Below are 22200 nucleotides of genomic sequence, written 5' to 3'. Positions count from 1 at the left end.
AATCAGCTGTAACACAGGCTCACTAGGGCAGTGCAAACCGCTGACGGGGCTTGCCATGCTCAAACGCTTCGGACGGTCGGACGACACCGCCGACACGATTGCCGACATTGCCAATTTCGCCGGTCGCGCCGGGCCCGGCCCCGCGACGCCCGAGCCGATCGACAATGAGCGCCGGCAATTCCGCACGATCTGGATCTCGGACGTCCATCTCGGCACCAAGGGCTGCAATGCCGAGCTGCTAATCGACTTCCTCGACCATACCGACAGCGAGACGATCTACCTGGTCGGGGACATCATCGACGGCTGGCGACTGAAGAAGAAATTCTATTGGCCGCCCGAACACAACGACATCGTCTGGCGGATCATGAAGCGCGCCAGGCGCGGCACCCGCGTGGTCTACATCCCCGGTAATCACGACGAGATGTTCCGCCAGTTCACCGGGCTGAATTTCGGCGGGGTCGAGATTCGCCGAGCGGCCTTCCACGATACCGTCGACGGGCGGCGCCTGATGGTGCTGCACGGCGACGAATTCGACGCGGTAATGCTCGCCCATCGCTGGCTCGCCTTCGTCGGCGACGCGGCCTACCACCTGATGATGAAGCTCAATGGCTGGGTGGCGAAGGCGCGCCAGCTGTTCGGCCTGCCCTATTGGTCGATCTCCAAGGCCGCCAAGCACAAGGTCAAGAACGCGGTCGAATTCATCGGCCGGTTCGAGGAGGTCGTCGCGCGGGCCGCCGCGCAGCGCGGGGTCGACGGGGTGGTCTGCGGCCATATCCACACCGCCGAGCACCGGGTGTTCGCCTTCAACCGGCAGGACATCGAATACTGGAACGACGGTGACTGGGTCGAAGGGTGCAATGCACTGGTCGAACATGCCGACGGACGGATGGAAATCCTCGACTGGCCGGCAGAAATCGCCAGGCGCGAAGTGGCGACGGACAAGGAGCTGGTCGATGCGGCCTGAGACCGGCCCGGTACGGATCGCCCTCATTACCGATGCGTGGGAGCCGCAGATGAACGGCGTGGTGCGGACGCTGACCACGACGGTCGCGATCCTGCGAGGCTGGGGGCACGAGGTGCTGGTGATTTCGCCCGACGGCTATCGCTCGCTTCCGTGCCCGACCTACTCCGAAATCCGGCTCGCAATGGCCTCACGGTTCGGCGTCGGTCGCCGGCTCGAGGCGTTCGCGCCCGATGCAGTCCACATCGCGACCGAAGGCCCGCTAGGCCTTGCCGCGCGCCGCCATTGCCTTGCTCGCGGGCAGGCCTTCACGACCGCCTATCACACCCAGTTTCCCGACTATCTCGCCCGCCGCACGCACCTGCCGGCGGCAACCTTCTGGCCGTATATTCGGCGCTTCCACCGTCCTTCGGCGGGGATCATGGTGGCAACCGAGAGCGTCGGGCGGACGCTGCGCGACCAGGGCCTGCCGCAATTGCGATCGTGGAGCCGGGGGGTGGACCTCGCCCAGTTCTCGCCCGATATCCCGGCCCCTGGATTGTTCGCCGAACTGCCACGCCCGATCCAGCTCTATGTCGGCCGGGTCTCGGCCGAAAAAAACATCGCGGCTTTCCTCGAGAGCCGACACCCTGGCGCGAAGGTGGTCGTCGGCGATGGCCCGGCGCTCGACGGCCTGCGCGCCCGTTACCCCGAGGCCCATTTCGTCGGGCGCAAGTCGGGCCGCGAGTTGGCTGCTTATTATGCCGGTGCCGATGTGTTCGTGTTTCCCAGCCGTACCGACACGTTCGGGCTTGTCATGATCGAAGCGCTCGCCTGCGGCACGCCGGTGGCGGGTTACCCGGTTACAGGCCCGGTCGATATCCTCACCCCCGCAGCGGGCGCAATGGACGATGACCTGAACACCGCGATCGCCGCAGCGCTGGCGTGCGATCAGGCCGATTGCGTGGCGCTCGGTCGCTCATACAGCTGGGAATCAAGCGCCCGCCAGTTCCTCGCTGCACTGGTGGACGGCCCACAACAGGCCTGCACGGCCGCCTGAATCGGAACGGCGGCTGCTAGAGCTTCAGCGTACGTTCGACGCGGCGGAGCTCGTGCCGCGCCATGCCGAGCGTGGCATGGTCGCTGTCGACGACGAGGCAGAGGAACAAGCCGTCGCTCGCCGATAGAGGGCGCAGCAGGTGATATTGCGCGGGAAGGGTGATCATGATGTCCTCGACCCGAGGGTCGAGTCCGAGCGCTCGCAATGCCTTGTACTTGGCGCGCAGCACCTCCGTATTCCCGGCCACCGCGATATCGAGGTCGATTTCGTCCGACCCCCCCGCGCTGGCGAGCGGCATGCCGCTGTCGAGCTCGACCAGCGCCGCCGCAATCGCGCCATCGATCGCGAGCAATTGGTCGAGCGCAGACGCAATGACGGCACTCTGCGAAGAGGGGGTGGCGGGCGGCGGGGCGCTGTCGGGCTCCGCGTCGGGCAGCGGATCGAGTGCCTGGCGCTTGCGCGTTTTCGCCCGGGCCGAGTTCTTCGGCTCCACCGTACGCTCGGGCGGAGGATCGATCACCTCGTCGGCGACCGGCTCGTCGGGAGCGCGCCGCATCTTCGCGATGACCGAGCGCCAGCCCTCCTTCGGCATGGCGCCCTGGTCGGGCGAATCCTCCGGCTCTTCGAGCGCCTTCATAACGGGAGGCGCGGAATCCGCGTCCGGAAGGTCCTTCTCGTCCTCGACCATCGAATAATCGACCACGCCGAGCACTGCGTCGATCCGTTCGCCATCGCTCGCACAGGGAAGCGCGATGGCGCGATAACCGATCGCCGATCCGTCCTCGTTGACGAATTCGGCCTCGAAGCCGACCGCAGTGCGGTTCGCCACCGCCTCGAGGTAATGTTCGGTGATCCGCGAAAGGACCGAGCGCGCGGGCACTTCGTCGATGTTTTGCGGCAGCAAGCCGTCGAGCCCAAGCCAGAGCTGGGTGCCGATATGCGAGATGGACGCCGTCGAGTCGTCGCGCTTGAGCTTGATCAGGACCGAATGGTCGACGAAGTTGCAATCCTCGTGGCTGAGCAATTCCTGCTGCGACGGCACGTGGCCGTCCTCGTGGCAGCGCGTCCACAGCTCGTAAGCCTTGAGATCGAGGCGCTCGCCCGGCGATGCGGCGGGGTCGTTCCCGAAATCATGGCTGGGGGCGTTCACGGAATTCCTCGGTCTCACGGTTCCAGCCAGCCGTAATCGGGCATGGCTAAGAAAGGGTGAAAATGGCCCCTTCGGCGGCGCGAACGGCAAAACCCTTGCCCGACCGACGCGATAGGCCTATCTCGGGTGCCAAGCGGCCGCTCCGGTAAGGGGCGGCCCGTTTTATTTAGACTCTCGCAAACTGCGCCCGCGCGCCGGAGAAACCAAGTGTCCGCTCCCACCCCCCTGATGCCCCACGCGACTGCCAGCTGGCTGGTTGACAACACCTCGCTGTCCTTCGAGCAGATCGCCGATTTCTGCGGCCTCCACATCCTCGAAGTCCAGGCGATGGCGGATGACCTTGCGAGCAGCAAGTATACCGGGCGCGACCCGGTTCGCGCGGGCGAACTGACCAACGAGGAAATCGAGAAGGGCGCCGCCAATCCCGAATACCGTCTCCAGATGCAGAAGCAGCCCGTCGCCGTCGCGCGCACCAAGGGCCCGCGCTATACGCCGGTGTCGAAGCGCCAGGACAAGCCCGACGGCATTGCCTGGTTGCTGCGCAACCACCCGGAGATCTCCGACGCGCAGATCGGCAAGCTGATCGGCACCACGCGCAACACGATCGGCGCGATTCGCGAGCGAACCCACTGGAACATTCAGAACATCCAGCCGAAGGACCCGGTGACGCTGGGCCTGTGTTCGCAGCGCGAACTGGATGCGGTGGTCGCCAAGGCCGCCAAGAAGGCCGGCCTCGAAGACGCCTCGGGCGACGACGAAAAGCTGGGCGGCGATCGCGAGAAGCTGATCGCCGAGCTGAAGCAGGAACGCGAGGAGGCCGCCAAGGCCGCGGTCGAAGCCGCGCAGGAAGCCGAGGCCGAAGCCTGGTTGCAGGCGCGCAAGGACGCCGAGAGCACGGGCGAGGGCACCGAAGCCTCCGACTGAGCACTCGGGCGACCGCTTGCGCCGGGAATATCGTAAGCCGGAACTGCTTGCCGCGCTGGGCCAGACGCGCCATGCTGCTGACATGGCTGTCAATTACGCGCGCAACTATTCGCATCCCTGCCCGTGGGATCTCGACCTGCCGTCGCTCTCGATGCCCGACCTGCTGCAGCAGGCGGTGGCGCAAGCGGGCGAGGACCCGTTCATCGATTTTCTGGGGCGCCGCTACACCTATTCCGAAATCTTCGCGCAGGCGCGGCGTTTCGCGGCCGGGCTGCAAGCGCGTGGTATCGGCAAGGGCGAACGCATCGGCCTGTTCCTCCCCAACGTCCCGACCTATCCGGCCGCCTATTACGGCGCGATGATGGCCGGCGCCGTGGTGGTCAATTTCTCGCCGCTCTACACGGTCGAGGAACTGAGCCAGCAAGTCGCCGATTCGGGCACCCGCCTGCTGGTCACGGTCGATCTCGAAGCGCTGCTGCCGACGGCGCTCGAAGTGCTCGATGCGAGCGCGCTCGAAGGGCTGGTCGTCGGTCGGTTCGCAAGCCAGCTGTCGAAGCTCAAGGGGATCGCGCTCCGCCTGTTCAAGCGCGACATGCTCCATGCGGTGCCCGATCGCGGCGATGTGACCGATTGGGACGCCTTCGGCTCCGACCAGCCGCTCGAACCGGTGGTGATCGATCCCGAGCAGGATCTCGCGCTGCTGCAATATACCGGCGGCACCACCGGCACGCCCAAGGGCGCGATGCTGACCCACCAGAACCTCACCGCGAATGCGCGCCAGATCAACGCGATCGATCCGCGCGCGCACGAACGCGACATGATCATGGGCGTGCTTCCCCTGTTCCATGTCTTCGCCAATGCTTGCGTACTCAACCGCACGGTGGTCAATCGCGGCTGTATCGCGATGCTTCCGCGCTTCGATGCCAAGGACACGCTGGCGACGATCCAACGGACCAAGGCGACCGCGATGCCGGGCGTGCCGACGATGTACCAGGCGCTGCTCGACCACAAGGATTTCGCCGCCACCGATTTCACCTCGCTGCGCGCCTGCATCGCGGGCGGCGCACCGCTGAGTGCGGCGCTCAAGACGAAGTTCGAGGCCGGCAGCGGCGCGCGGCTGCTCGAGGGTTACGGCCTCACCGAAAGCTCGGGCGTCGTCTCGACCAATTCTTACGAAGGCGAGGAGCGCGTCGGCACGATCGGCCAGCCGATCCCGCGCACCGAGGTGAGGCTGGTCGACAAGGAGGATGCCACCCGCCCCGCACCCGAGGGCGAACCGGGCGAACTGGTGGTGCGCGGCCCGCAGATCATGCGCGGCTACTGGAACCGTCCCGATGCGGCGAAGCGGGCCTTCACCGAGGATGGCTGGCTGCGCACGGGCGACGTCGCGGAAATCGACGGCGACGGCTTCATCATGATCGTCGACCGGGTGAAGGACATGATCGCCGTGGGCGGGTTCAAGGTCTTCCCGAGCCAGGTCGAGGACGTGTTGCTCGCCCATGAGGGGGTGAAGGAAGCGCTCGTGATCGGGGTGCCCGACGATTACCTCGGTGAACGGGTCGAGGCCTATGTCGTGCTCGATCCCGAGGAAGAGACGCTCGATGCCGAGACTCTGCGCGATTGGGCCAACGAGCATCTCGGCAAGCACGAGCGCATCGCCGACCTGACGATCCGCGACGATCTGCCCAAGACGATGATCGGCAAGCTCGACCGCAAGGCGCTCAGGGCCGAAGTGCTCGGAACCGATTGATCTGGACGCGACTGGCGGCGCCGACTGCGCCTCGTGCCGGTCTTGCTGCGATTCTTACTGGGCGGCGACCTTGAGCTGCGGCTCGCCCGCCTGCGGCATGGTGCGTTCCGCCTCGGACGGCTTGGACGCGCCCTTCGGGGCGAAGCGGCCGTCGACCTGCGCGCCCTGTTCGATGGTCAGCGTCTCGTAGTGGACGTCGCCCTCGATCTGCGCGCTTTTCAGGATCACGAGCTCGCGCGCTTCGATCGAGCCTTCGAGCTTGCCGGCGAGGCGGGCGGTTTCGGCCTTCACCGCGCCGTGGATCGCGCCGGTCTCGCCCTGGACCAGGCTGGTGCAGACGACGTCGCCTTCGACCTTGCCGTCGAGGTGGAGATCGGCGTCGGCCTTGATATCGCCCTTGATCGCGACATCGCTGCCGAGGACCGAGAAGGTCGAACTGCCGTTACGGGAATTGCCGGCCATGGAATTAGCTGGCGAGGGCCGCGTCGCGGCCTCGGATTTCTTTGAGAACATTGGGTGCCTTTTCGAGGATGGCGCGGGGATTGAGCGGCTTGCCGCCCTGCCGCACTTCGAAGTGGAGGTGCGGGCCCGTCGATCGTCCGGTGCTGCCCATCGCGCCGATATGCTGGCCGGCCACGACCTTCTGGCCGACCTTGACCTTGAAGCCCGAAAGGTGGGCGTAGCGGGTGGTAAGGCCGTTGTCGTGGCGCACTTCGATGAGGTTGCCGTAGCCGCCCTTGCGACCAACGAAGACCACGGTGCCGGCGGCGGCGGCACGGATCGCTGCGCCGGTATGGCCCTTGTAGTCGAGACCGGAATGGAACGCCGCGCGGCGGGTGAACGGATCGCGGCGATAGCCGTAGCTCGAGGACACCATGCCCGCGGCAGCCGGCTGGTATTGCGGCACGCCGGCCAGTCCGCGCTCGAGCGCGTCCATCCGGGCGAGGCTCAGGCCGAGACGGACGAAGCGCGGATCGATCTCGCCGTCGCTATCGACCGGACCACCCATCGCCGAGCGATCGTTGACCGAGGCGAGCAGGTTCTTCGGGTTGAGCCCGAGCTGCTTGAGCGCGGCGCTGGCGCGCTGCGACCGCTGGTCGGCATAGCGGGTCAGGCGTTCGACATAAGCGAGCTGACGGGCTTCGAGCTCGGCGAGGCCGCGCGCTTCGGGAATCGAGAGGCCGATCTTTTCGACCGCCTTCTGGGTTTCCTCGCTGCTGTCGGTGACCGTGTCTTCGGAAGCTTCATCGGGCAGGATGCCGAGATGGGCTTCGGTCATACGCTCGATGAATTCCTGCCGGGAGCCGAGATCGTCGGCCACCGCGTCGAGATCATCGCGATAGGCGGTGACGCGGCTTTCCGCGCTGGCGACCTTGGCTTCGCGGTCGAGCAATTCGGTGCGTTCGGACTGCGCCAGGTACTGCGTGACGCCCATCGCGCCGAGGCTGACCACCCAGAACGACGTCGCGCCCACGGCGATGGCCGCGAACGCGATCTGAACCCGCGAACTGATCTTGATGAAGCGCACCTGGCCTTGCGAGCGCATGAAGAATTCACGCTCCGGAAACCAGGAGCGCAGGCGAGCGAACAGCCCGCCGCTGTTGTTATCTGTCAAAACGAAACCCCGTACCCGTCCGTAATGTGTGGGGCACACTATCGCGACAAATGATAAGGTCACCCGTGAATCCGGGATGGCAGGGGCGAGTCGTGGGTACGATACGATGAATCGTTCCATCGCTCGATAAATGGCTGCGAATCGCGGGAACATTCCTCGCCGGAGTGCATTTCGGGCGGCTTGGGCGAATCGTCCGGAGGCCTTCCCGGGCGATTCGCCCGCCGCGAAGCGCTTGCCAACGGGGCTCGGCCTGCGCCATTGACCCGTTCGATGACCGATACGGCCCTCCTCGGCGGGAGTTTCAATCCCGCGCATGGCGGACACCGCCGGATCACGCTGTTCGCACTCGAAGCGCTGGGACTGGACGAGACGTGGTGGCTGGTGTCCCCCGGCAACCCCTTGAAACCGAAGGACGGAATGGCGCCGCTCGCCGCAAGGCTCGCCTCGGCCAGGATGAAGGCCCGCCGCGCGCCGATCGTGCCGACCGCGATCGAGCGCGAGCTCGGCACGCGCTACACGATCGACACGCTGCGCGCGCTGGTGCGGCGCTATCCCAAACGGCGGTTCGTGTGGTTGATGGGAAGCGACAACCTCGCCCAATTCCACCGCTGGCGCGACTGGCGGGGGATCGCGCGGACGATGCCGATTGCGGTGATCGCGCGTCCGGGGTACGATGACCGGGCAATGGCGAGCCCCGCCATGGCCTGGTTGCGGCGATACCGTGTCTCCGCAGCCGGATTTCGCAAACGGGCCGTGTGGAGTGCGCCCACCCTGGTGATGCTGCGTTTCGATCCCGATCCGCGATCCGCGACCGCGATCCGCCGCCAGTCGCCCGATTGGGCCGCGCGCCATGCCGACCTCCCCGTTCGCGACCCCCTGACGCACCGCTTGATCCCGCCAGAACGGGAACCGGGACGCTGATGCGCGCCGGCCACCCCTTGGCGCGGCGGGCGGCACACCCTAAATTGCAGGAGCTATGATCTCACCGATGAATACGGCCCAATCCGCGCGCGACAATGCCGCGTCCCCGCATACCTTGCCCGAGGCCGAAGAGGGATCGCTGCACGAACTCGTGCTGCAATCGCTCGACGACGACCAGGCGCAAGACATCGTCTCGATCGATCTCGAGGGAAAAAGCGGGATCGCCGATTTCATGGTCATCGCCTCGGGCCGATCGACGCGACAGGTCGCGGCGATCGCGATGAAACTGGGCGAGAGGATCAAGCAGGGCGGCTACCCCGCGCCCAAGATGGAAGGCTTGTCGCAGGGCGACTGGGTGCTCATCGATGCGGGCGACGTGGTCGTCCACATCTTCCGCCCCGAAGTGCGGAGCTTCTACAATCTCGAACGCATGTGGACGCTCGGCGAGGCCTGAGCGGACCGGACCGTGCTCCTTCACATCGTCGCGCGCGGCAAGATCGGCCGCAGCCCCGAGGCCGAGCTGGTCGAGCGCTATCTCAAGCGCATCCGCTGGGATACGAAGGTGACCGAACTGCCCGACACCGGTGGAACCATCCCTCCGGCGCAGGCTCCCTCGCGAACCGTCGCGCTCGACGAGCGGGGGAAGGATCTCCCGTCGGAGAAATTCGCCGCCACCCTCGAACGCTGGCGCGATAACGGAGTGCGCGAAGTGCAGTTTCTGATCGGCGCCGCCGACGGGCATGACGGCGCCGTGCGCACGGAAGCCGACCTCCTGCTCGCTTATGGTTCGGCGACCTGGCCGCACATGATCGCCCGCGCGATGCTGGCCGAACAATTGTACCGTGCGACGGCGATCCTTGCCGGGCATCCCTATCATCGCGCATAGGTACGCCCCATGCGTGTCGTGCTGCCCCTGATCGTCCTTGTCGCGCTCGGCGCCGCGGCAATAGCGTCGGTGCCAAATCCCGCCTTCGTGCAGGAAGCCGACGGCACCGCCACGCAGCAAGCGGTCGAGCGGGCGCGCGAGCAGGCGCGCGAGGCCAAGGCGCGTGGCGACCGGCTCGAACGCGAGGCCGAGAAGACCGGAGACGAAGCCGAAAAAAATGCCCGCGAGGCCGCCGCGCTCGCTGCCCGCGTGCAGCAGGCCGAGGCCGAGCGCGTGCTGGCCGAGGCGCAACTGCGCGCCGTCGGCCGCGAACGCAGTCGGCTCGAGGCCGATCTGGCCGCGCGCCAACGCCCGCTTATGGGGCTCACCGCGACCTTGCAGCGACTGTCGCGCAACCCTCCGGCCTTCACGCTGTTGCGACCGGGTACGGTCGACGAAACGCTGCGGGCGCGGGCGCTGATGTCCTCTATGCTGCCGGTGATCGAGCGGCGCACGGCCGTGCTGCGTGAAGAGGTTTCGGCGATCCGCCAGGTCGAGCGGAGCGAAGCCGCGGCGATCGAACGCCTGCGCACGACCGAAACCCGCCTTGCCGAGCGGCGCAAGGCCCTACTCGAGACCGAAACCCGACAGCGCCTCGCCTCGCGTCGCCTCGGGAGCGAGGCCGCGCGCGAAGAGGAGCGGGCGCTGGCACTCGCCGAGCGCGCCCGGGATCTGACCGGGTTACTCGACGAGATCGACGAGGCCGCCTCGCTCCGCGCGCGCCTCGCCGCCTTGCCGGGCCCGAAGATCCGTCCTGCTCGACCGGGCGAGGTGAGGGTCGAGGATCCGACCGTCACCGCGTTGCAGACCTCGGCCTCGCCCGATCCCTATATCCTGCCCGCGAACGGTCGCCTTGCCGAGGGATTCGGCGGTTCGTCGCGCGGCTTGACGCTCGCGGTCGAAAGCGGGGCGCTGGTCGCCGCACCCGGCGCGGGCCGGGTCGCCTTCGCCGGGCCCTATTCGGGCTATGGCCGGATTGTGATCGTCGAACACGCCAATGGCTGGACCTCGCTGGTCACCGGGATCGGCCGGCTCGACGTGCGGGTGGGCGAGGAACTCGTCGCCGGCAGTCCGCTCGGAGTCGCCGATCCGCGCCTGGGGCGGGTGATCCTCGAACTGCGCCGTCGCGGAGAGCCGGTCAACCCGCTCCCGCTGTTGCGCTAGACGGAGTGGATCGCACGTTTGCAGCGCGCAAGCTGGCGTTAAGGCCGGGTCTGCGATAAATCCGCGCGTATGAGGAGTTTTCGGTTGAAGAAAAAATTCGCTTCGCTCGCCCGTGCCAGCGCCCTCGTCGGTGCCGTGGCGCTGCTTCCCGCGACCACGGCCGGCCTTGCGCAGGTCGATGCGCGCACCTCGTCCGACTTCGCCCGCCTGTTCGAAATCTACGAGATGGTGAAATCGAACTATGTCGAGGGCGTCGATGACGAGCAGCTGATCCGCGGCGCGATCGACGGAATGCTCGCCAGCCTCGACCCGCATTCGGGCTATCTCGACGGGACCGCGATCGAACGGCTCAACACGCTGGTCGACGGCGAATACCAGGGCCTCGGCCTCTCGGTCGTGTCAGAGGACGGCGCGGTCAAGGTGATCTCCCCGTTCAAGGGCAGTCCGGCGGACGAGATGGGCATCAAGGCCGGCGACTACATCACCCACCTCGACGGCAAGTCGATCATCGGCTGGGAGCTCGACGAGGCGGTCGCGAAGATGCGCGGGCCCGAGGGCACCGATATCCAGCTCACCATCTTCCGCGCCGGGCGCGAGGACACGTTCGACGTGACCGTCACCCGCGGGCGCATCCAGCTCGAACCGGTGACCTACGAGATCGAGGGCACGGTCGGGGTGATCTCGATCAACGAATTCTCGCGCGATGTCGGGATCGATGTCGCCGAGGCGATCGATTCGATGCGGCGCGACGTGCCGGGCGGCAAGCTGACCGGTCTGGTGCTGGACATGCGCAACAATCCGGGCGGGTCGCTGCGCGAAGCGGTGATCCTGTCCGACCTGTTCCTGACCGAGGGCACGATCGTGTCGCAGAAGGGGCGGCGCGAGGAGGACAACCGGACCTTCCCCGCCGAACTCGTCTTCCGTGGCGAGATCACGCCCGGCCTGCCGATGATCGTGCTGATCAATGCCGGTTCGGCTTCGGCGAGCGAGATCGTCGCGGGCGCGCTGCAGGACCAGCGCCGCGCGCTGGTGATGGGCGAACGCAGCTTCGGCAAGGGCAGCGTCCAGTCGCTGTTCTATCTCGACGACGATCGCACGCGCGGCCTCAAGCTGACGACCGCGCGCTACTACACCCCGGCGGGCAAGTCGGTGCAGGAGGGCGGGATCAATCCCGACATCCGCGTGCCGCAGCTGTCCGATCCCGATGCCGCCCGCCGCGCGCGCCTCGCCTTCCGCGAAAGCGACTTGCGTGGGCACCTGATCAATGAAATCGATCTCGACGAACGCGAGCTCGAGAACGACCGCAAGGCCGATCCGCGTTTCGAGGTCACGGCGGAAGAGCTCGAGGCGCAGGGAATCGAGGACTTCCAGCTCGACTACGCGATCAAGACGCTCAATCGCACGTCGAACCCCGTCGGCCTCGCGCGGCGCAAGTAAGGCGATGCGCGGACGCAAGACCATCGGCGACACCACCGGCACCGCGCGGCGGACCGCGCGCTGGATTGCGCTCGGCGTGCCGTCCTTCCTGCTCGGTGGGGCGCTGATTTCGCAATATGTGTTCGGGCTCTTCCCGTGCGAGATGTGCTGGTGGCAGCGCTATCCGCACATCGCGGCGATCGCGATTTCGTTCTTCGGCTTCGCGCTCCGGCCGGCGCGCTGGCCGGTCGCGCTCGCCGCCTTCGCGGTGCTCGTTTCGGGGCTGATCGGCGGCTTCCATGCCGGGGTCGAATATGGCTGGTGGGACGGCATCACCGGTTGCTCGTCGGCGGTCGACCTGTCGGGCGGCGATCCGCTGGCAGCGATCATGAATGCCGATCTCGTGCGCTGCGACGTGGCACCATGGTCGCTGTTCGGGATTTCGCTTGCGGGCTGGAATTTCCTGTTCTCGATCGCGGGCGCGCTGACCGTGTTCGCGCTACTTGCCAAGTCCGGGAGACCGCGATGACCACGCAGACCGCACCAAGCCGCCTCGCCGAGATGATCCGGGTCGACCAGGCCGGCGAATTCGGCGCGACACGGATCTATCGCGGCCAGCTGGCGGTGATGGGCAATCGCTCGCACCTCTCGACCGAGATCGAGGGGATGGCGCGGCAGGAAGAAGGTCATCGCGCCCGCTTCGACGCTCTGATGGCCGAACGCGGCGTGCGCCCTACCGCGCTGCAGCCCTTCTGGTCGGTCGCCGGCTATGCGCTCGGCGCGGGCACGGCGCTGCTGGGCCCCGAGGCGGCGATGGCCTGCACCGCCGCGATCGAGACCGAGATCGACAAGCATTATTCCGACCAGCTCGACGAGCTGGGCGACAGCGACCCCGAACTTTCGGCGATGGTCGAGGAATTCCGCGAGGACGAACGCGAGCATCGCGATGCCGCGCTCGAAGCGGGGGCGGAACAGGCCCCGGCCTATGCGCTGCTGTCGGGTGCGATCCGGCTCGGCTGCCGCCTCGCCATCCGTATTTCGGAGAAAATCTGATTGTGCCGGAACCGCGTGGGCCGCTCCCGCGCTGTTTCGATGAGGACAAGGAAAAGCCCATGAAGAAGCTCGCTCTGACCCTGATCGCCCCCGGCATCTTCGCTGCGACCGCCTTCGCGACGCCCGCCATGGCGCAGGATGCGGACACCAAGATCAACCAGGTCTTCATCACCGAGGACGAGGAATGCCCGGCCTCGACCGAGACCACGATCACCGTCTGCGGACGGCTCGAGGACCCCTATCGCATCCCCAAGGAATTGCGGCAGAGCGGCAGCCGCGACGCCGAGCCGTTCGAGGATCGCGTGCGGACGTACGAAATGATGACCGATAGCGGCATCCAGAGCTGCTCGCCGACCGGGGCGGGTGGCTTCACCGGCTGCACGCAGGAGATGATCCGCAAGGCCTATGGCGAGAAGGCGATGGCCGATTCGGTCCGCTTCGCCCAGCTGATCGAGGAAGCGCGGCAAGAACGCCTCGCGGAAATCGACGAGGACGCGGCCGAGACGCAGGCCCGCGTCGAGGAGCTCGAAGCGGCCTATATGCGCAAGCTCGAAGCCGAGCGTGCGGCCGAAGATCCTGACTCCGCGCCGCTGCCGGCTCCGCCCGCGACGACGCAGCCGGACGAGAATGCGGACGAAGACACTGCCGACGAACCGCAGGGTTAATGACAGTTTAGGCTTCGGCGGCTAGAGCGTCTCCCGCAAGGCAAGGGGGGCGCATGGCCAAGAAGATTCTCGTCGTGTTCGGGACCCGTCCCGAGGCGATAAAGCTGTTTCCCGTCATCCGAGCTTTGCACGAAACCGACGGGGTCGAACCCGTCGTCTGCGTTTCGGCCCAGCATCGCGGCCTGCTCGACCAGGTGCTCGATATCGCGGGCATCGTGCCCGACCACGATCTCGACCTCATGACCCCCGGGCAGTCGCTCGACGCGCTGACCGCTTCGCTACTGGTCGAACTCGGCAAGGTGATGGACATCGAGCGGCCCGACCGGGTTATGGTGCAGGGGGATACGGCCACCGTCATGTGCGCTGCGCTGGCGGCCTATTACCGCAGGATCCCTGTCGATCACGTCGAGGCGGGACTGCGCAGCGGCGACATCTACCAGCCGTGGCCCGAAGAGGTGAACCGCAAGGTGGTCGGCAGTTTCGCCGCGCTGCATTTTGCCCCCACCGAAACGGCCGCGAGCGCGCTCAAGGCCGAGAATGTCGACCCGGCGACGATCCACGTAACCGGCAACACCGTGATCGACGCGCTGCACTGGGTCACCGAGCGGATCGCGCGCGAGCCCGAACTGGCCGCGGGCCTGGCCGACTTTGAGGAGCGCTTCGCCGACAAGCGCATCATCGGGGTGACCAGCCACCGGCGCGAGAATTTCGGCGGCGGGCTCGAGGCGATCGCCGAGGCGATCCGCCGGATCGCCGCGCGTGATGACGTGGCGCTGATCTTCCCGGTCCATCCCAACCCGAACGTGCGCGCGGTGATGGACGAGGCGCTCGGCGGGCTCGACAACGTCGCAATGATCGAGCCGCTCGACTACCCGCATTTCGCCCACCTGCTGTCGCTCGCCGACATCATGCTCACCGATAGCGGCGGGGTGCAGGAAGAGGCGCCCGCGCTCGGCAAGCCGGTGCTGGTGATGCGCGAGACCACCGAGCGGCCCGAAGGCGTCGCGGCCGGCACCGCCAGGCTCGTCGGCACCGATGCAGACCGGATCGTGGCCGAGGTCGAACGCCTGCTCGACGATCCATCCGCCTACGAAGCGATGGCGCGCGCGCACAATCCCTTCGGCGACGGCAAGTCGGCCGAACGGATCGCGCTGCTGGTCGCCGACGCCGGTTGACCCGTTATTCCGTTACGCATGAATTAACCGTATCGTGCTAGGGGCGGTGCGAGATTTGCGAGGGGCCGAACAGCGACATGAACAGCGGACGCGACCACACGGCATGCGTGATCGGCCTCGGCTATATCGGGCTGCCGACCGCCGCGATCATCGCGCGCGCGGGCATCCCGACCTATGGCGTGGATGTCAGTGAGCAGGTCGTCGAAACGATCAATCGCGGTGAAATCCATATCGAAGAGGTCGACCTCGACGGGCTGGTGCGCGGGGTCGTCCAGCGCGGGTTGCTGACCGCCGGAACCGAGATCAGGCCCGCCGATACCTTCGTGCTCGCAGTGCCGACGCCGTTCGAGAAGGACGGCAACCACACCCCCGACCTGACCTTCGTGATGGACGCCGCCGCGCGGCTCGCCCCGGTGCTCGAACCCGGCAACACGGTGATCCTCGAATCGACCTCGCCGGTCGGCACGACCGAGGCGATGCGCGACCGGATCGCCGAATTGCGTCCCGACCTCAAGCTTCCGGGGCTGGGCACCAATGGAAGAGAAGGGGGCACGCCCGATATTGCGATCGCTTATTGCCCCGAGCGCGTGCTGCCCGGCCGGATCCTGGTCGAGCTGATCGACAACGATCGCTCGATCGGCGGGATCACCCCGCGTTGCGCGCGCAAGGCCCTGGCCTTCTACAAGAGCTTCGTGCGCGGCGAATGCGTGGTCACCGATGCGCGCTCGGCCGAGATGACCAAGCTGGTCGAAAATGCCTTTCGCGACGTCAACATCGCCTTCGCCAACGAGCTGTCGATGATCGCCGATACGATGGATCTCGACGTGTGGGAGGTGATCCGACTCGCCAACCGCCATCCGCGGGTCAACATCCTCCAGCCCGGTCCGGGCGTCGGCGGACACTGCATTGCGGTCGACCCCTGGTTCATCGTCCACGGCGCACCCGAGCAAAGCGACCTGATCCGTACCGCGCGCGAACGCAACGATGCCAAGATGCACCACGTGCTCGACCGCGCGACTGCGCTGTGCGCCGACCACCCTAACACCCCGGTCGCCGTCTACGGCCTCGCCTTCAAGGCCAATATCGACGATTTCCGCGAGAGCCCGGCCCGCTTCATCGCCGCCAGGCTCGCGCGGCGTTTCGGCAACCGCATCTCGATCGTCGAACCGCACGCGACCGAGCTGCCGCGCGAGTTCGACGGGACGGGCGCGCGGCTCGCCGATATCGATCATGCGATCGAAAGCGCGGGAATTCATATCGTGCTGGTAGATCACGACGTTTTCCGGGCGATCCCCGCCGCAGAGCGCGGCGATGCACTGGTCTACGATACGCGCGGAATCTGGCGCGACTGAGCGTTCGCCGATGGACCCGCAGTGGCTAGCGGGTTAAGGCCGCCGCGGTCGCACGAGGATCCCATGATGTATCGAAACCTTCTCCCGTTCACGCTCGCCGCAGTCATGTCGCTGGCCGGTTGCTCGGCCGAAAGCGAGGCCGATTCGACCCGGGACAAGGACGGGAAGATCGTACCCGAAGAGACGGCGCGGCTGCTGTCACTGGGCGGACATCTGATCGGCGATGATGCAACCGCCTTCGAGCTGGCGCAGGGCTGCGCAACCTCGCTCAGGGTCACTGCGGGCGCGATGCAGGCGCTTGCCGGACAGGCCGGCTCGTCGGAAATGGCGATGATCGACCGCGCCGCCGAAATCTACGAGAACCGGGCCATCGCCAGTTCGGAAGGCCCGTCGGAGCGCGAAATCCGTGCCACGATCGCGCGCGATGCAGAGCGGCTCAAGGACGAGCGGAGCGAGCAGGCGCAGCTGGCGATCGTCTGCCTGCGCTCGCTGGGTTAGCCTCAGCGGCGCGAGAGCGTCGGCGACCCGATCGTCAGGACCGGCTTGCGCGGTTCGAATCCGATCCCGGCCGAAATCGTCAGCAATTGCGTCGTACATCCGGCGGGGATGGTGAAATCGGCGGTAAAGGGTATCCCGTCGCGGATCTCGATCGATTTATCGAGCACGACATCGCTCGCACAACGCAGCTGGAATGTCACCGTCGCCCCCGGCGCCATGTCGGTTGCCCGGATCGGCGCAGAGATACGGTATTCGCCGGCCGGCAGTGCGGCGAGACGGCGCGCGATCGATCCGGAAAAGCCGGGCTCGACCTCGCTGGTCAGTTCGAACCCGCCATCGGGGGCGGCGAGGAACATCGATTCGATCGAGGCGATCGTGAACACCTGCCATGTCGCCGGCGTATATTTCGCGTCGGTCGAGTCGGCCGTCATGGCGATCGATCCGAGTATTTCGCGCGCTTCGGGGCGGATCGAGCGGAAATAATCCGCCGCAGTCGCGAATTCGCCTTCGTTGACGAGCCGGCTCAGCAATTGCGCATGGAGCGTGTCGAGGAACTTGCCCTCGGGGATGCCGCCGGCCTCGTCGAGCAGGCGCACGACGTTGCGCGGTTCGGGGCTATTGTTGATCGCGTGGCGGATGAATTCGCCGAGCCAGGGTGCGCGATCGCGGAAATAGGGCACGAGCTCGGTCCGGATCTCCGGCGACTTGATAGCCGAGGAAAGCACCGGCAGCAGCAATCCGCGGCTCGATTCCCTGATCCGCATGGCGGTGTCGTAATGGCGCAGCGCCGCGCGGATATCGCGCCGTTCCACCGCGGCTTCGATCAGGAAGAGCTGGGTGGCAAGATCGCGCCGCGAGAGCCGGTCGGACATTTCGACCTGCGATTCGAACCGCTCGATCCCCTCGCTCGTCGCGGCCGAGCTGGCGAACAGCCGGAAAGCGGCGGCGTTGAGCGGGAGCACGGCGATCGAGGCGCGCGCGGCTTCGAGCAAGTCGTCGTTGTCGAGCGATGATCCCGGATTAGCCAGCGCGGCTTCGGCCCGCCCGATCAGCGCCTCGGGATTGGTGCCGTCGAGCTTGAGCGCGAGCGCGGGATCGCGCGATTCGAGCGCGAACGAGGCCGAGAAACTGGCGGCGGCGCCCGCCGCGACGAGCGTGACGAGCCCACCCAGCACGCGCCGGGCCATGCGACCGACCGGACGGGCCATGTCAGGCCGCTTCGTCTTCGGTACGACCGTATTTGAGACCGTAGCCGTAACCGTAACCGTAACCGTAACCGGCGGCCGCTTCGTCGTCGAACTTGGTCAGCACGCCGCCAAGCAGGGTGGCGCGGCTGTCGCGCAGGCGATCGAGCGACATGTTCACTCCGCGCACCGGCACGCCGCGCGATTCGATTACGTAGACGACCCCGCCGACAGATTTCGACAGCAGCGGCGCGTCGGCGATGCCGAGCAGCGGCGGGGCATCGACCACGACGTGGTCGTATTGCGCGAGCAGGGTTTCGATCAGCGTCGTCGTGCGATCGCCGCTGAGCAATTCGGCCGCACTCGGCGGGGTCGGACCGGCCGTCATCACCGAGAGGTTCGGCGTCCCGGTGGTGTGGACCAGACCTTCCAGCGCGCCCTCTCCGGCGAGGAAATTCGAGAAGCCCTTGGCGTTCTCGCGACCGAGGATCTGGTGCACCGACGGCGAGCGCATGTCGGCATCGACGAGCACGACGCTCTTGCCGGTCCGCGCGAGGATCGTGGCGAGGGCATAGGAGGTCGAGCTCTTGCCCTCGGCCGCGCGGCTCGAGGTGACGAGCAGCGAGCGCGGCACGCCGTGACTCGAGGACAGGGCAAGGTTCGAACGGACCGTGAGATAGGCTTCGGACACTTCGGATTTGGGATCGTTGATGAGATCGACGATCTCCTCGTCGTCGTCGGCGATCGGGATTGCCCCGAGCAGCGGAAGCCCGGTCGATGCGGTGACGTCGTCGGGATTGCGGATCCCGTCGTCGAACTGTTCGATCAGGAAGACGATGATGCCGGCTGCCGCGATCCCGCCGAACAGCGCGACGAGCAGGTTGAGAAGCAGGTTCGGCGAGGAGGGTCCGACCGGGACCTGCGCGAGGTCGACGATCGAGATGTTGCTCGCACCGACCGAAGCGACGCCGATCTCGCGATAGCGCTGCAGCGTTCCCTCGTAGAGCTCGCGGTTGGTGTCGACCTCGTTCTGGTAGATATTGTACTGGATCCGAGCGCGTTCCTGGTTGCGCAGCTGGTCGGTGAGGTTGTCGACCCGGGCCTGAAGCGCCTGTTCACGGCGCAGCGCGGCCTGGAAATCGCCTTGCGAGCCGCCGCGCAGGCGGGCTTCCTCGCGCGCGATCGAATTGTCGAGCGCCTCGATCTGTTCGGCCAGCGCGCGCGCCGCCGGATAACCCGGTTCGAACCGGACCATCAGCTCGGCATATTGCGCCTGCAGTTCGGAACGGCGGTTCCGCAGGTTGCCGACGGCGGGGTTGGCCGCCACGTCGGAGCCGTTGGGCGAGCTGGCCCGGGCCTCGAGCGCGACGCGCTGGGCGGTGGCTTCGACCAGCGCGGAATTGAGCTGTTCGAGCGTCGCGGCGGTCAGCGTCGGGGTCGAAACCGTGCGGCCGTCCTCTTCCTGGCGGTTGAGGATGACGATGTCGTTCTGGTTGGCGTAGGTGACGAGCTTGCGCTCGGAGTCCTGCACGTCCTCGCGCAGCTCGCCGAGCCGGCGCTCGAGATATTCCTGCGCATCGCTGGTCATCGAAAAGCGGCGGTCGATGCTCTCGGCGATGAACTGTTCGGCCCAGGCGTTGGCGACCTCGGCCGACAGCGTCGGATTGGCGCTGGTGTAGACGATGTCGACCAGCGAGGAACGCGCGATCGGGGAGATCTGGACGTGGTCGAGCAGGAGGTCGACCGCCGCCTCGCGCAATTCGCCCAGCTGTTCGCGCGACGGTGCCTGACCGTTCGTCTCGCGCAGCGGCAGTTCGCTCAGATCGACGCCGTGCGCTTCGAAGAATTCGGGCCGGGTGGCGAGGCGCAATTCGCGTTCGACCCGCTCGGCGACCGCGCGTGCGCGCAGCAATTCGTATTGCGTCTCGTAGAATTCCTGGTCGAAGGTCCGATCGCTGTCGGCCACGCTTTCGACATCGGTGATGCGCTGGTCCTGGCGGGAAATCTCGATTCGCGAGGAGGCGGTGTATTGCGGCGTCGCGAGCAGCGTTGCCGCGACGCCCGCGAGCAGCGCCGCCACCAGCACCGCGAGGATGACCCATTTGCGGCGCAGGACGATGGCGACATAGTCGCGGATCAGCGACCCGTCGCGATCGTGCTTGCGCACGACGGCTTCGTCATAGGCGCGATCGTCGTCGAAGATCGAACCGGTTTCAGCGGGGGGCGTTGCGACGCTCGACATTGGTTTCCGATACCCTCGCTTACAACGTATTCTGCAACAGGATGGTCAATGGCGTGACGACGAGGGTCGCCGCGCCGACGATATCGTCGAACAGGCGCCGCGACGGGCTGTCGCCGACCACGACGATGTCGTTCGGATAGATCGCCGGGTCGTCATACGCACCGCGGCTGATCGCTTCGAGATTGTAGAGCGTCGCCATGCGCTGGCCGTCGACGGTGCGGAACACCACCACGTCGCGCGAATTGGCGTATTCGCTCAGCCCGCGAGCCTTGGCGACGGTGGTGAGCAGCGAAGTCTTGCCGAGGACCGGATAGACGCCGGGGGCCGTGACCGCACCGTAGACGGTGACTTCGCGCTCGGTCGTCTGGGTGACCAGCGTCGTGACCTGCGGGTCCCTGACGAATTGTCCGCGCAGGCGCTGGGCGATGCGGGCGGAAACTTCTGCAGGCTGGAGGCCGGCGACTTCGACCGTACCGATGAGCGGGAAACTGATCTGACCGTTGGAATCGACCGTGACTTCGCGCCCACTCAGCTCGGGGACGCCGAACACGTCGACCTTGAGGCGATCGTTGATCCGGATCGGGCCGACTTCGGGAACGCGGTTGAGGTCCGACGCCGATGGGGCAGGCAGATCGCCCTCGACCACGGCGATATTTTGCGCGCCACCGACCGGGCCGGGCGCATTGCTGCACGCGGCGAGCAGCGAGGCTCCCATCGCGATGGCCAAGGCAACGTTGAATTTCATTTCGACCCCGATCGTCTCACATTCCCGAAACCTTGCGGCGGCTTTTTGCCGGCATGTCCGCAGCGGCCGAACCGGGCGCTCCCATCCAAACAGCCCCGAGCGCGGCCAGGGCGGCCAGCGAGGGGACGCGGAGTGGGTAATCGACCAAGCTCCAAAGGCCAAGGATAAAAAGCACCGCAACCCCGGTCCAGGCAAGCTGGTGCGCCCCGCGTTTCAGGGGCAGGCGGATCCAGATTGCGCGCGTGCGCCGGACCAGCACGACGATCGACAGCCCGAGCAGGACAAGCGCGACGAATCCGAATTCGAGGACCCATTCGAGCCAGTCGTTATGGACGTGATTCCAGTAGGCGAAGCCGAGCATTTCGAGCGGCTCGTGCACCTGGAAGACCTCGACGAACGAGCCGACGCCCGATCCGAATGGGAGGTACTGGCCGAGAAATCCCGCGACCGATTGCCACACCACCAGGCGATATTCTTCGGCCACGTCCCCCGTCGCGACGCGATCCACCGCCTCGGCCTGCGAGAAGGCAATGGCGAGAAACCCGGCAAGCGCGACAACGCCGATCGCGCCGGCGACATAGACCGGCTTGAGCGAGCGGGCGCCGCGCCGGGCGGGCGGCTTTTCGTGCGCGCGAATGAAACCGGCGCTCGCCAGCGCCGCGACCACGAGGAAGACGAGGCCGCCGCGCGAACCGGTCGCCAGCGTCAGGAGGACGAACGCCACCGCCGTCGCCCCCGCCACCGAATGGACGAGCGCGCGCGAAGGACCCTTGGCGCGTAACGCCAGCAGCGCCAGCGGCGGGATTGCCGCACACAGCAGCGCAGCCTGGTGATTGCGGTTGGCGAACAGTCCGACCGGGTAGCCGTCATTGGTGATGCGGTAGGGGTACAGCGCCTCGTTGCCGCCGCTGGCCGCCTGCGCCACGGCCAGCATCGCGCTGAGACAGGCCAGCCCGATCACGAGATAGAGGATTCGCAGGTGCTGCTCCTTGTCGAGCTGGATCGCGAGCAGCACGACCGCGGCAGGGACGGACATCGCGTAGAACGCGTTCCAGCCGCGGTGGGGCGACAGGGTCAGCGGTCGCCACGCATCGTCGAGCCCGACCAGCGCCCCCGCCTCGACCGCAAGTTCGCGGCCCGGCAGGGCGGACCAGATGGCGTGGGGCAGAGGAACGAGGTGGAGCCCGATCACCGCCACGATCGCGGCCATCATCAGGACGACGAAACGGTGTTCGGCGATCTGGTCGCGGGTGACGGAGGCAATCCCCACCGCGAGGCACACGATCGCCACCGGACGCAGTACGACCAACGACAGGATGTCGCCGCGCGATCCGCCGCCGAGCAGGAAGGCGCAAACCAGCAGGACGCATAGCGCCACGAAAGGAAGGCTGAGGGCGTACCGCGCGGGGCGCGATTTTCTA

General features: G+C 66.8%; 22 protein-coding genes. 15 read left to right on the top strand and 7 right to left on the bottom strand.

The window, feature by feature from the left end; genetic code table 11:
* The first annotated feature begins 55 nt into the window (after positions 1–55).
* Positions 56–964 (top strand): UDP-2,3-diacylglucosamine diphosphatase, encoded by a 909-nt coding sequence (locus IEW49_RS12050; protein WP_188642887.1) that lies wholly within the window; start codon positions 56–58, stop codon positions 962–964.
* Positions 954–2000, top strand: a complete 1047-nt coding sequence (locus IEW49_RS12045; protein WP_188642886.1) for a glycosyltransferase family 4 protein — start codon at positions 954–956, stop codon at positions 1998–2000. The genes IEW49_RS12050 and IEW49_RS12045 overlap by 11 nt, the downstream gene beginning before the upstream one ends.
* A 16-nt stretch (positions 2001–2016) precedes the next feature.
* On the opposite strand, the gene IEW49_RS13135 is transcribed toward IEW49_RS12045, so the two are convergent.
* Positions 2017–3150, bottom strand: coding sequence for a roadblock/LC7 domain-containing protein (locus IEW49_RS13135; RefSeq protein ID WP_229658189.1), 1134 nt, complete (start codon positions 3148–3150; stop codon positions 2017–2019).
* Between the two features lie 207 nt (positions 3151–3357).
* On the opposite strand from IEW49_RS13135, the gene IEW49_RS12035 reads away from it, so the two are divergent.
* Complete coding sequence (locus IEW49_RS12035; RefSeq protein ID WP_188642885.1) at positions 3358–4074, top strand: DUF1013 domain-containing protein; 717 nt, start codon at positions 3358–3360, stop codon at positions 4072–4074.
* A gap of 82 nt (positions 4075–4156) precedes the next feature.
* The gene (locus IEW49_RS12030; RefSeq protein WP_188642884.1) at positions 4157–5824 is read left to right on the top strand and encodes a long-chain-fatty-acid--CoA ligase; all 1668 of its coding nucleotides are present in this window, start codon (positions 4157–4159) and stop codon (positions 5822–5824) included.
* A gap of 54 nt (positions 5825–5878) precedes the next feature.
* On the opposite strand, the gene IEW49_RS12025 is transcribed toward IEW49_RS12030, so the two are convergent.
* On the bottom strand, positions 5879–6286 hold the full coding sequence (locus tag IEW49_RS12025; RefSeq protein WP_188642883.1) for a bactofilin family protein: 408 nt from the start codon (positions 6284–6286) through the stop codon (positions 5879–5881).
* A 4-nt stretch (positions 6287–6290) separates the two neighbouring features.
* The gene (locus IEW49_RS12020) at positions 6291–7439 is read right to left on the bottom strand and encodes a M23 family metallopeptidase (protein WP_229658188.1); all 1149 of its coding nucleotides are present in this window, start codon (positions 7437–7439) and stop codon (positions 6291–6293) included.
* Between the two features lie 258 nt (positions 7440–7697).
* On the opposite strand from IEW49_RS12020, the gene IEW49_RS12015 reads away from it, so the two are divergent.
* From IEW49_RS12015 to IEW49_RS11965, 11 genes are all read left to right on the top strand, one after another.
* Complete coding sequence (locus tag IEW49_RS12015; protein WP_268235639.1) at positions 7698–8360, top strand: nicotinate-nucleotide adenylyltransferase; 663 nt, start codon at positions 7698–7700, stop codon at positions 8358–8360.
* A 67-nt stretch (positions 8361–8427) separates the two neighbouring features.
* Positions 8428–8814 (top strand): ribosome silencing factor, encoded by a 387-nt coding sequence (gene rsfS, locus IEW49_RS12010; RefSeq protein ID WP_188642881.1) that lies wholly within the window; start codon positions 8428–8430, stop codon positions 8812–8814.
* A 12-nt stretch (positions 8815–8826) separates the two neighbouring features.
* Positions 8827–9246, top strand: a complete 420-nt coding sequence (locus IEW49_RS12005) for a 23S rRNA (pseudouridine(1915)-N(3))-methyltransferase RlmH (protein WP_188642880.1) — start codon at positions 8827–8829, stop codon at positions 9244–9246.
* A 9-nt stretch (positions 9247–9255) separates the two neighbouring features.
* Positions 9256–10449 carry a murein hydrolase activator EnvC family protein gene (locus tag IEW49_RS12000; protein WP_188642879.1) on the top strand — a complete coding sequence of 398 codons (1194 nt, stop codon included), beginning with the start codon at positions 9256–9258 and terminating at the stop codon, positions 10447–10449.
* Positions 10450–10533: 84 nt separating this feature from the next.
* Positions 10534–11886, top strand: a complete 1353-nt coding sequence (locus IEW49_RS11995) for a S41 family peptidase (RefSeq protein ID WP_229658187.1) — start codon at positions 10534–10536, stop codon at positions 11884–11886.
* A gap of 4 nt (positions 11887–11890) precedes the next feature.
* The gene (locus IEW49_RS11990; RefSeq protein WP_188642877.1) at positions 11891–12394 is read left to right on the top strand and encodes a disulfide bond formation protein B; all 504 of its coding nucleotides are present in this window, start codon (positions 11891–11893) and stop codon (positions 12392–12394) included.
* On the top strand, positions 12391–12918 hold the full coding sequence (locus tag IEW49_RS11985; protein WP_188642876.1) for a demethoxyubiquinone hydroxylase family protein: 528 nt from the start codon (positions 12391–12393) through the stop codon (positions 12916–12918). The genes IEW49_RS11990 and IEW49_RS11985 overlap by 4 nt, the downstream gene beginning before the upstream one ends.
* Positions 12919–12977: 59 nt before the next feature.
* Positions 12978–13583, top strand: a complete 606-nt coding sequence (locus IEW49_RS11980; RefSeq protein ID WP_188642875.1) for a hypothetical protein — start codon at positions 12978–12980, stop codon at positions 13581–13583.
* A 53-nt stretch (positions 13584–13636) separates the two neighbouring features.
* Positions 13637–14758, top strand: coding sequence for a non-hydrolyzing UDP-N-acetylglucosamine 2-epimerase (gene wecB, locus IEW49_RS11975; RefSeq protein ID WP_188642874.1), 1122 nt, complete (start codon positions 13637–13639; stop codon positions 14756–14758).
* 77 nt (positions 14759–14835) lie between these two features.
* Positions 14836–16110 carry a UDP-N-acetyl-D-mannosamine dehydrogenase gene (wecC, locus tag IEW49_RS11970; protein ID WP_188642873.1) on the top strand — a complete coding sequence of 425 codons (1275 nt, stop codon included), beginning with the start codon at positions 14836–14838 and terminating at the stop codon, positions 16108–16110.
* Positions 16111–16173: 63 nt separating this feature from the next.
* Positions 16174–16608 carry a hypothetical protein gene (locus IEW49_RS11965; RefSeq protein WP_188642872.1) on the top strand — a complete coding sequence of 145 codons (435 nt, stop codon included), beginning with the start codon at positions 16174–16176 and terminating at the stop codon, positions 16606–16608.
* A 2-nt stretch (positions 16609–16610) separates the two neighbouring features.
* Here IEW49_RS11965 and IEW49_RS11960 read toward each other — a convergent pair whose 3' ends face one another.
* Genes IEW49_RS11960 through IEW49_RS11945 form a run of 4 tightly spaced genes read right to left on the bottom strand, consistent with a single transcriptional unit; the run spans position 16611 to position 22157 of the window.
* On the bottom strand, positions 16611–17816 hold the full coding sequence (locus IEW49_RS11960) for a hypothetical protein (RefSeq protein WP_188642871.1): 1206 nt from the start codon (positions 17814–17816) through the stop codon (positions 16611–16613).
* A gap of 1 nt (position 17817) precedes the next feature.
* Positions 17818–20034: a GumC family protein gene (locus IEW49_RS11955; RefSeq protein ID WP_188642870.1), complete on the bottom strand. Its 2217-nt coding sequence runs from the start codon at positions 20032–20034 to the stop codon at positions 17818–17820.
* Between the two features lie 19 nt (positions 20035–20053).
* On the bottom strand, positions 20054–20779 hold the full coding sequence (locus tag IEW49_RS11950; protein WP_188642869.1) for a polysaccharide biosynthesis/export family protein: 726 nt from the start codon (positions 20777–20779) through the stop codon (positions 20054–20056).
* A 16-nt stretch (positions 20780–20795) separates the two neighbouring features.
* Complete coding sequence (locus IEW49_RS11945) at positions 20796–22157, bottom strand: O-antigen ligase family protein (RefSeq protein ID WP_188642868.1); 1362 nt, start codon at positions 22155–22157, stop codon at positions 20796–20798.
* Between the last annotated feature and the right edge of the window lie 43 nt (positions 22158–22200).

Origin of the sequence: Pseudoblastomonas marina, from assembly GCF_014641655.1 — a bacterium.
Classification (GTDB): domain Bacteria; phylum Pseudomonadota; class Alphaproteobacteria; order Sphingomonadales; family Sphingomonadaceae; genus Alteriqipengyuania_A; species Alteriqipengyuania_A marina.
Note: the sequence above shows the minus strand (reverse complement) of the source record. Positions and strands in the feature narration are given on the sequence as shown.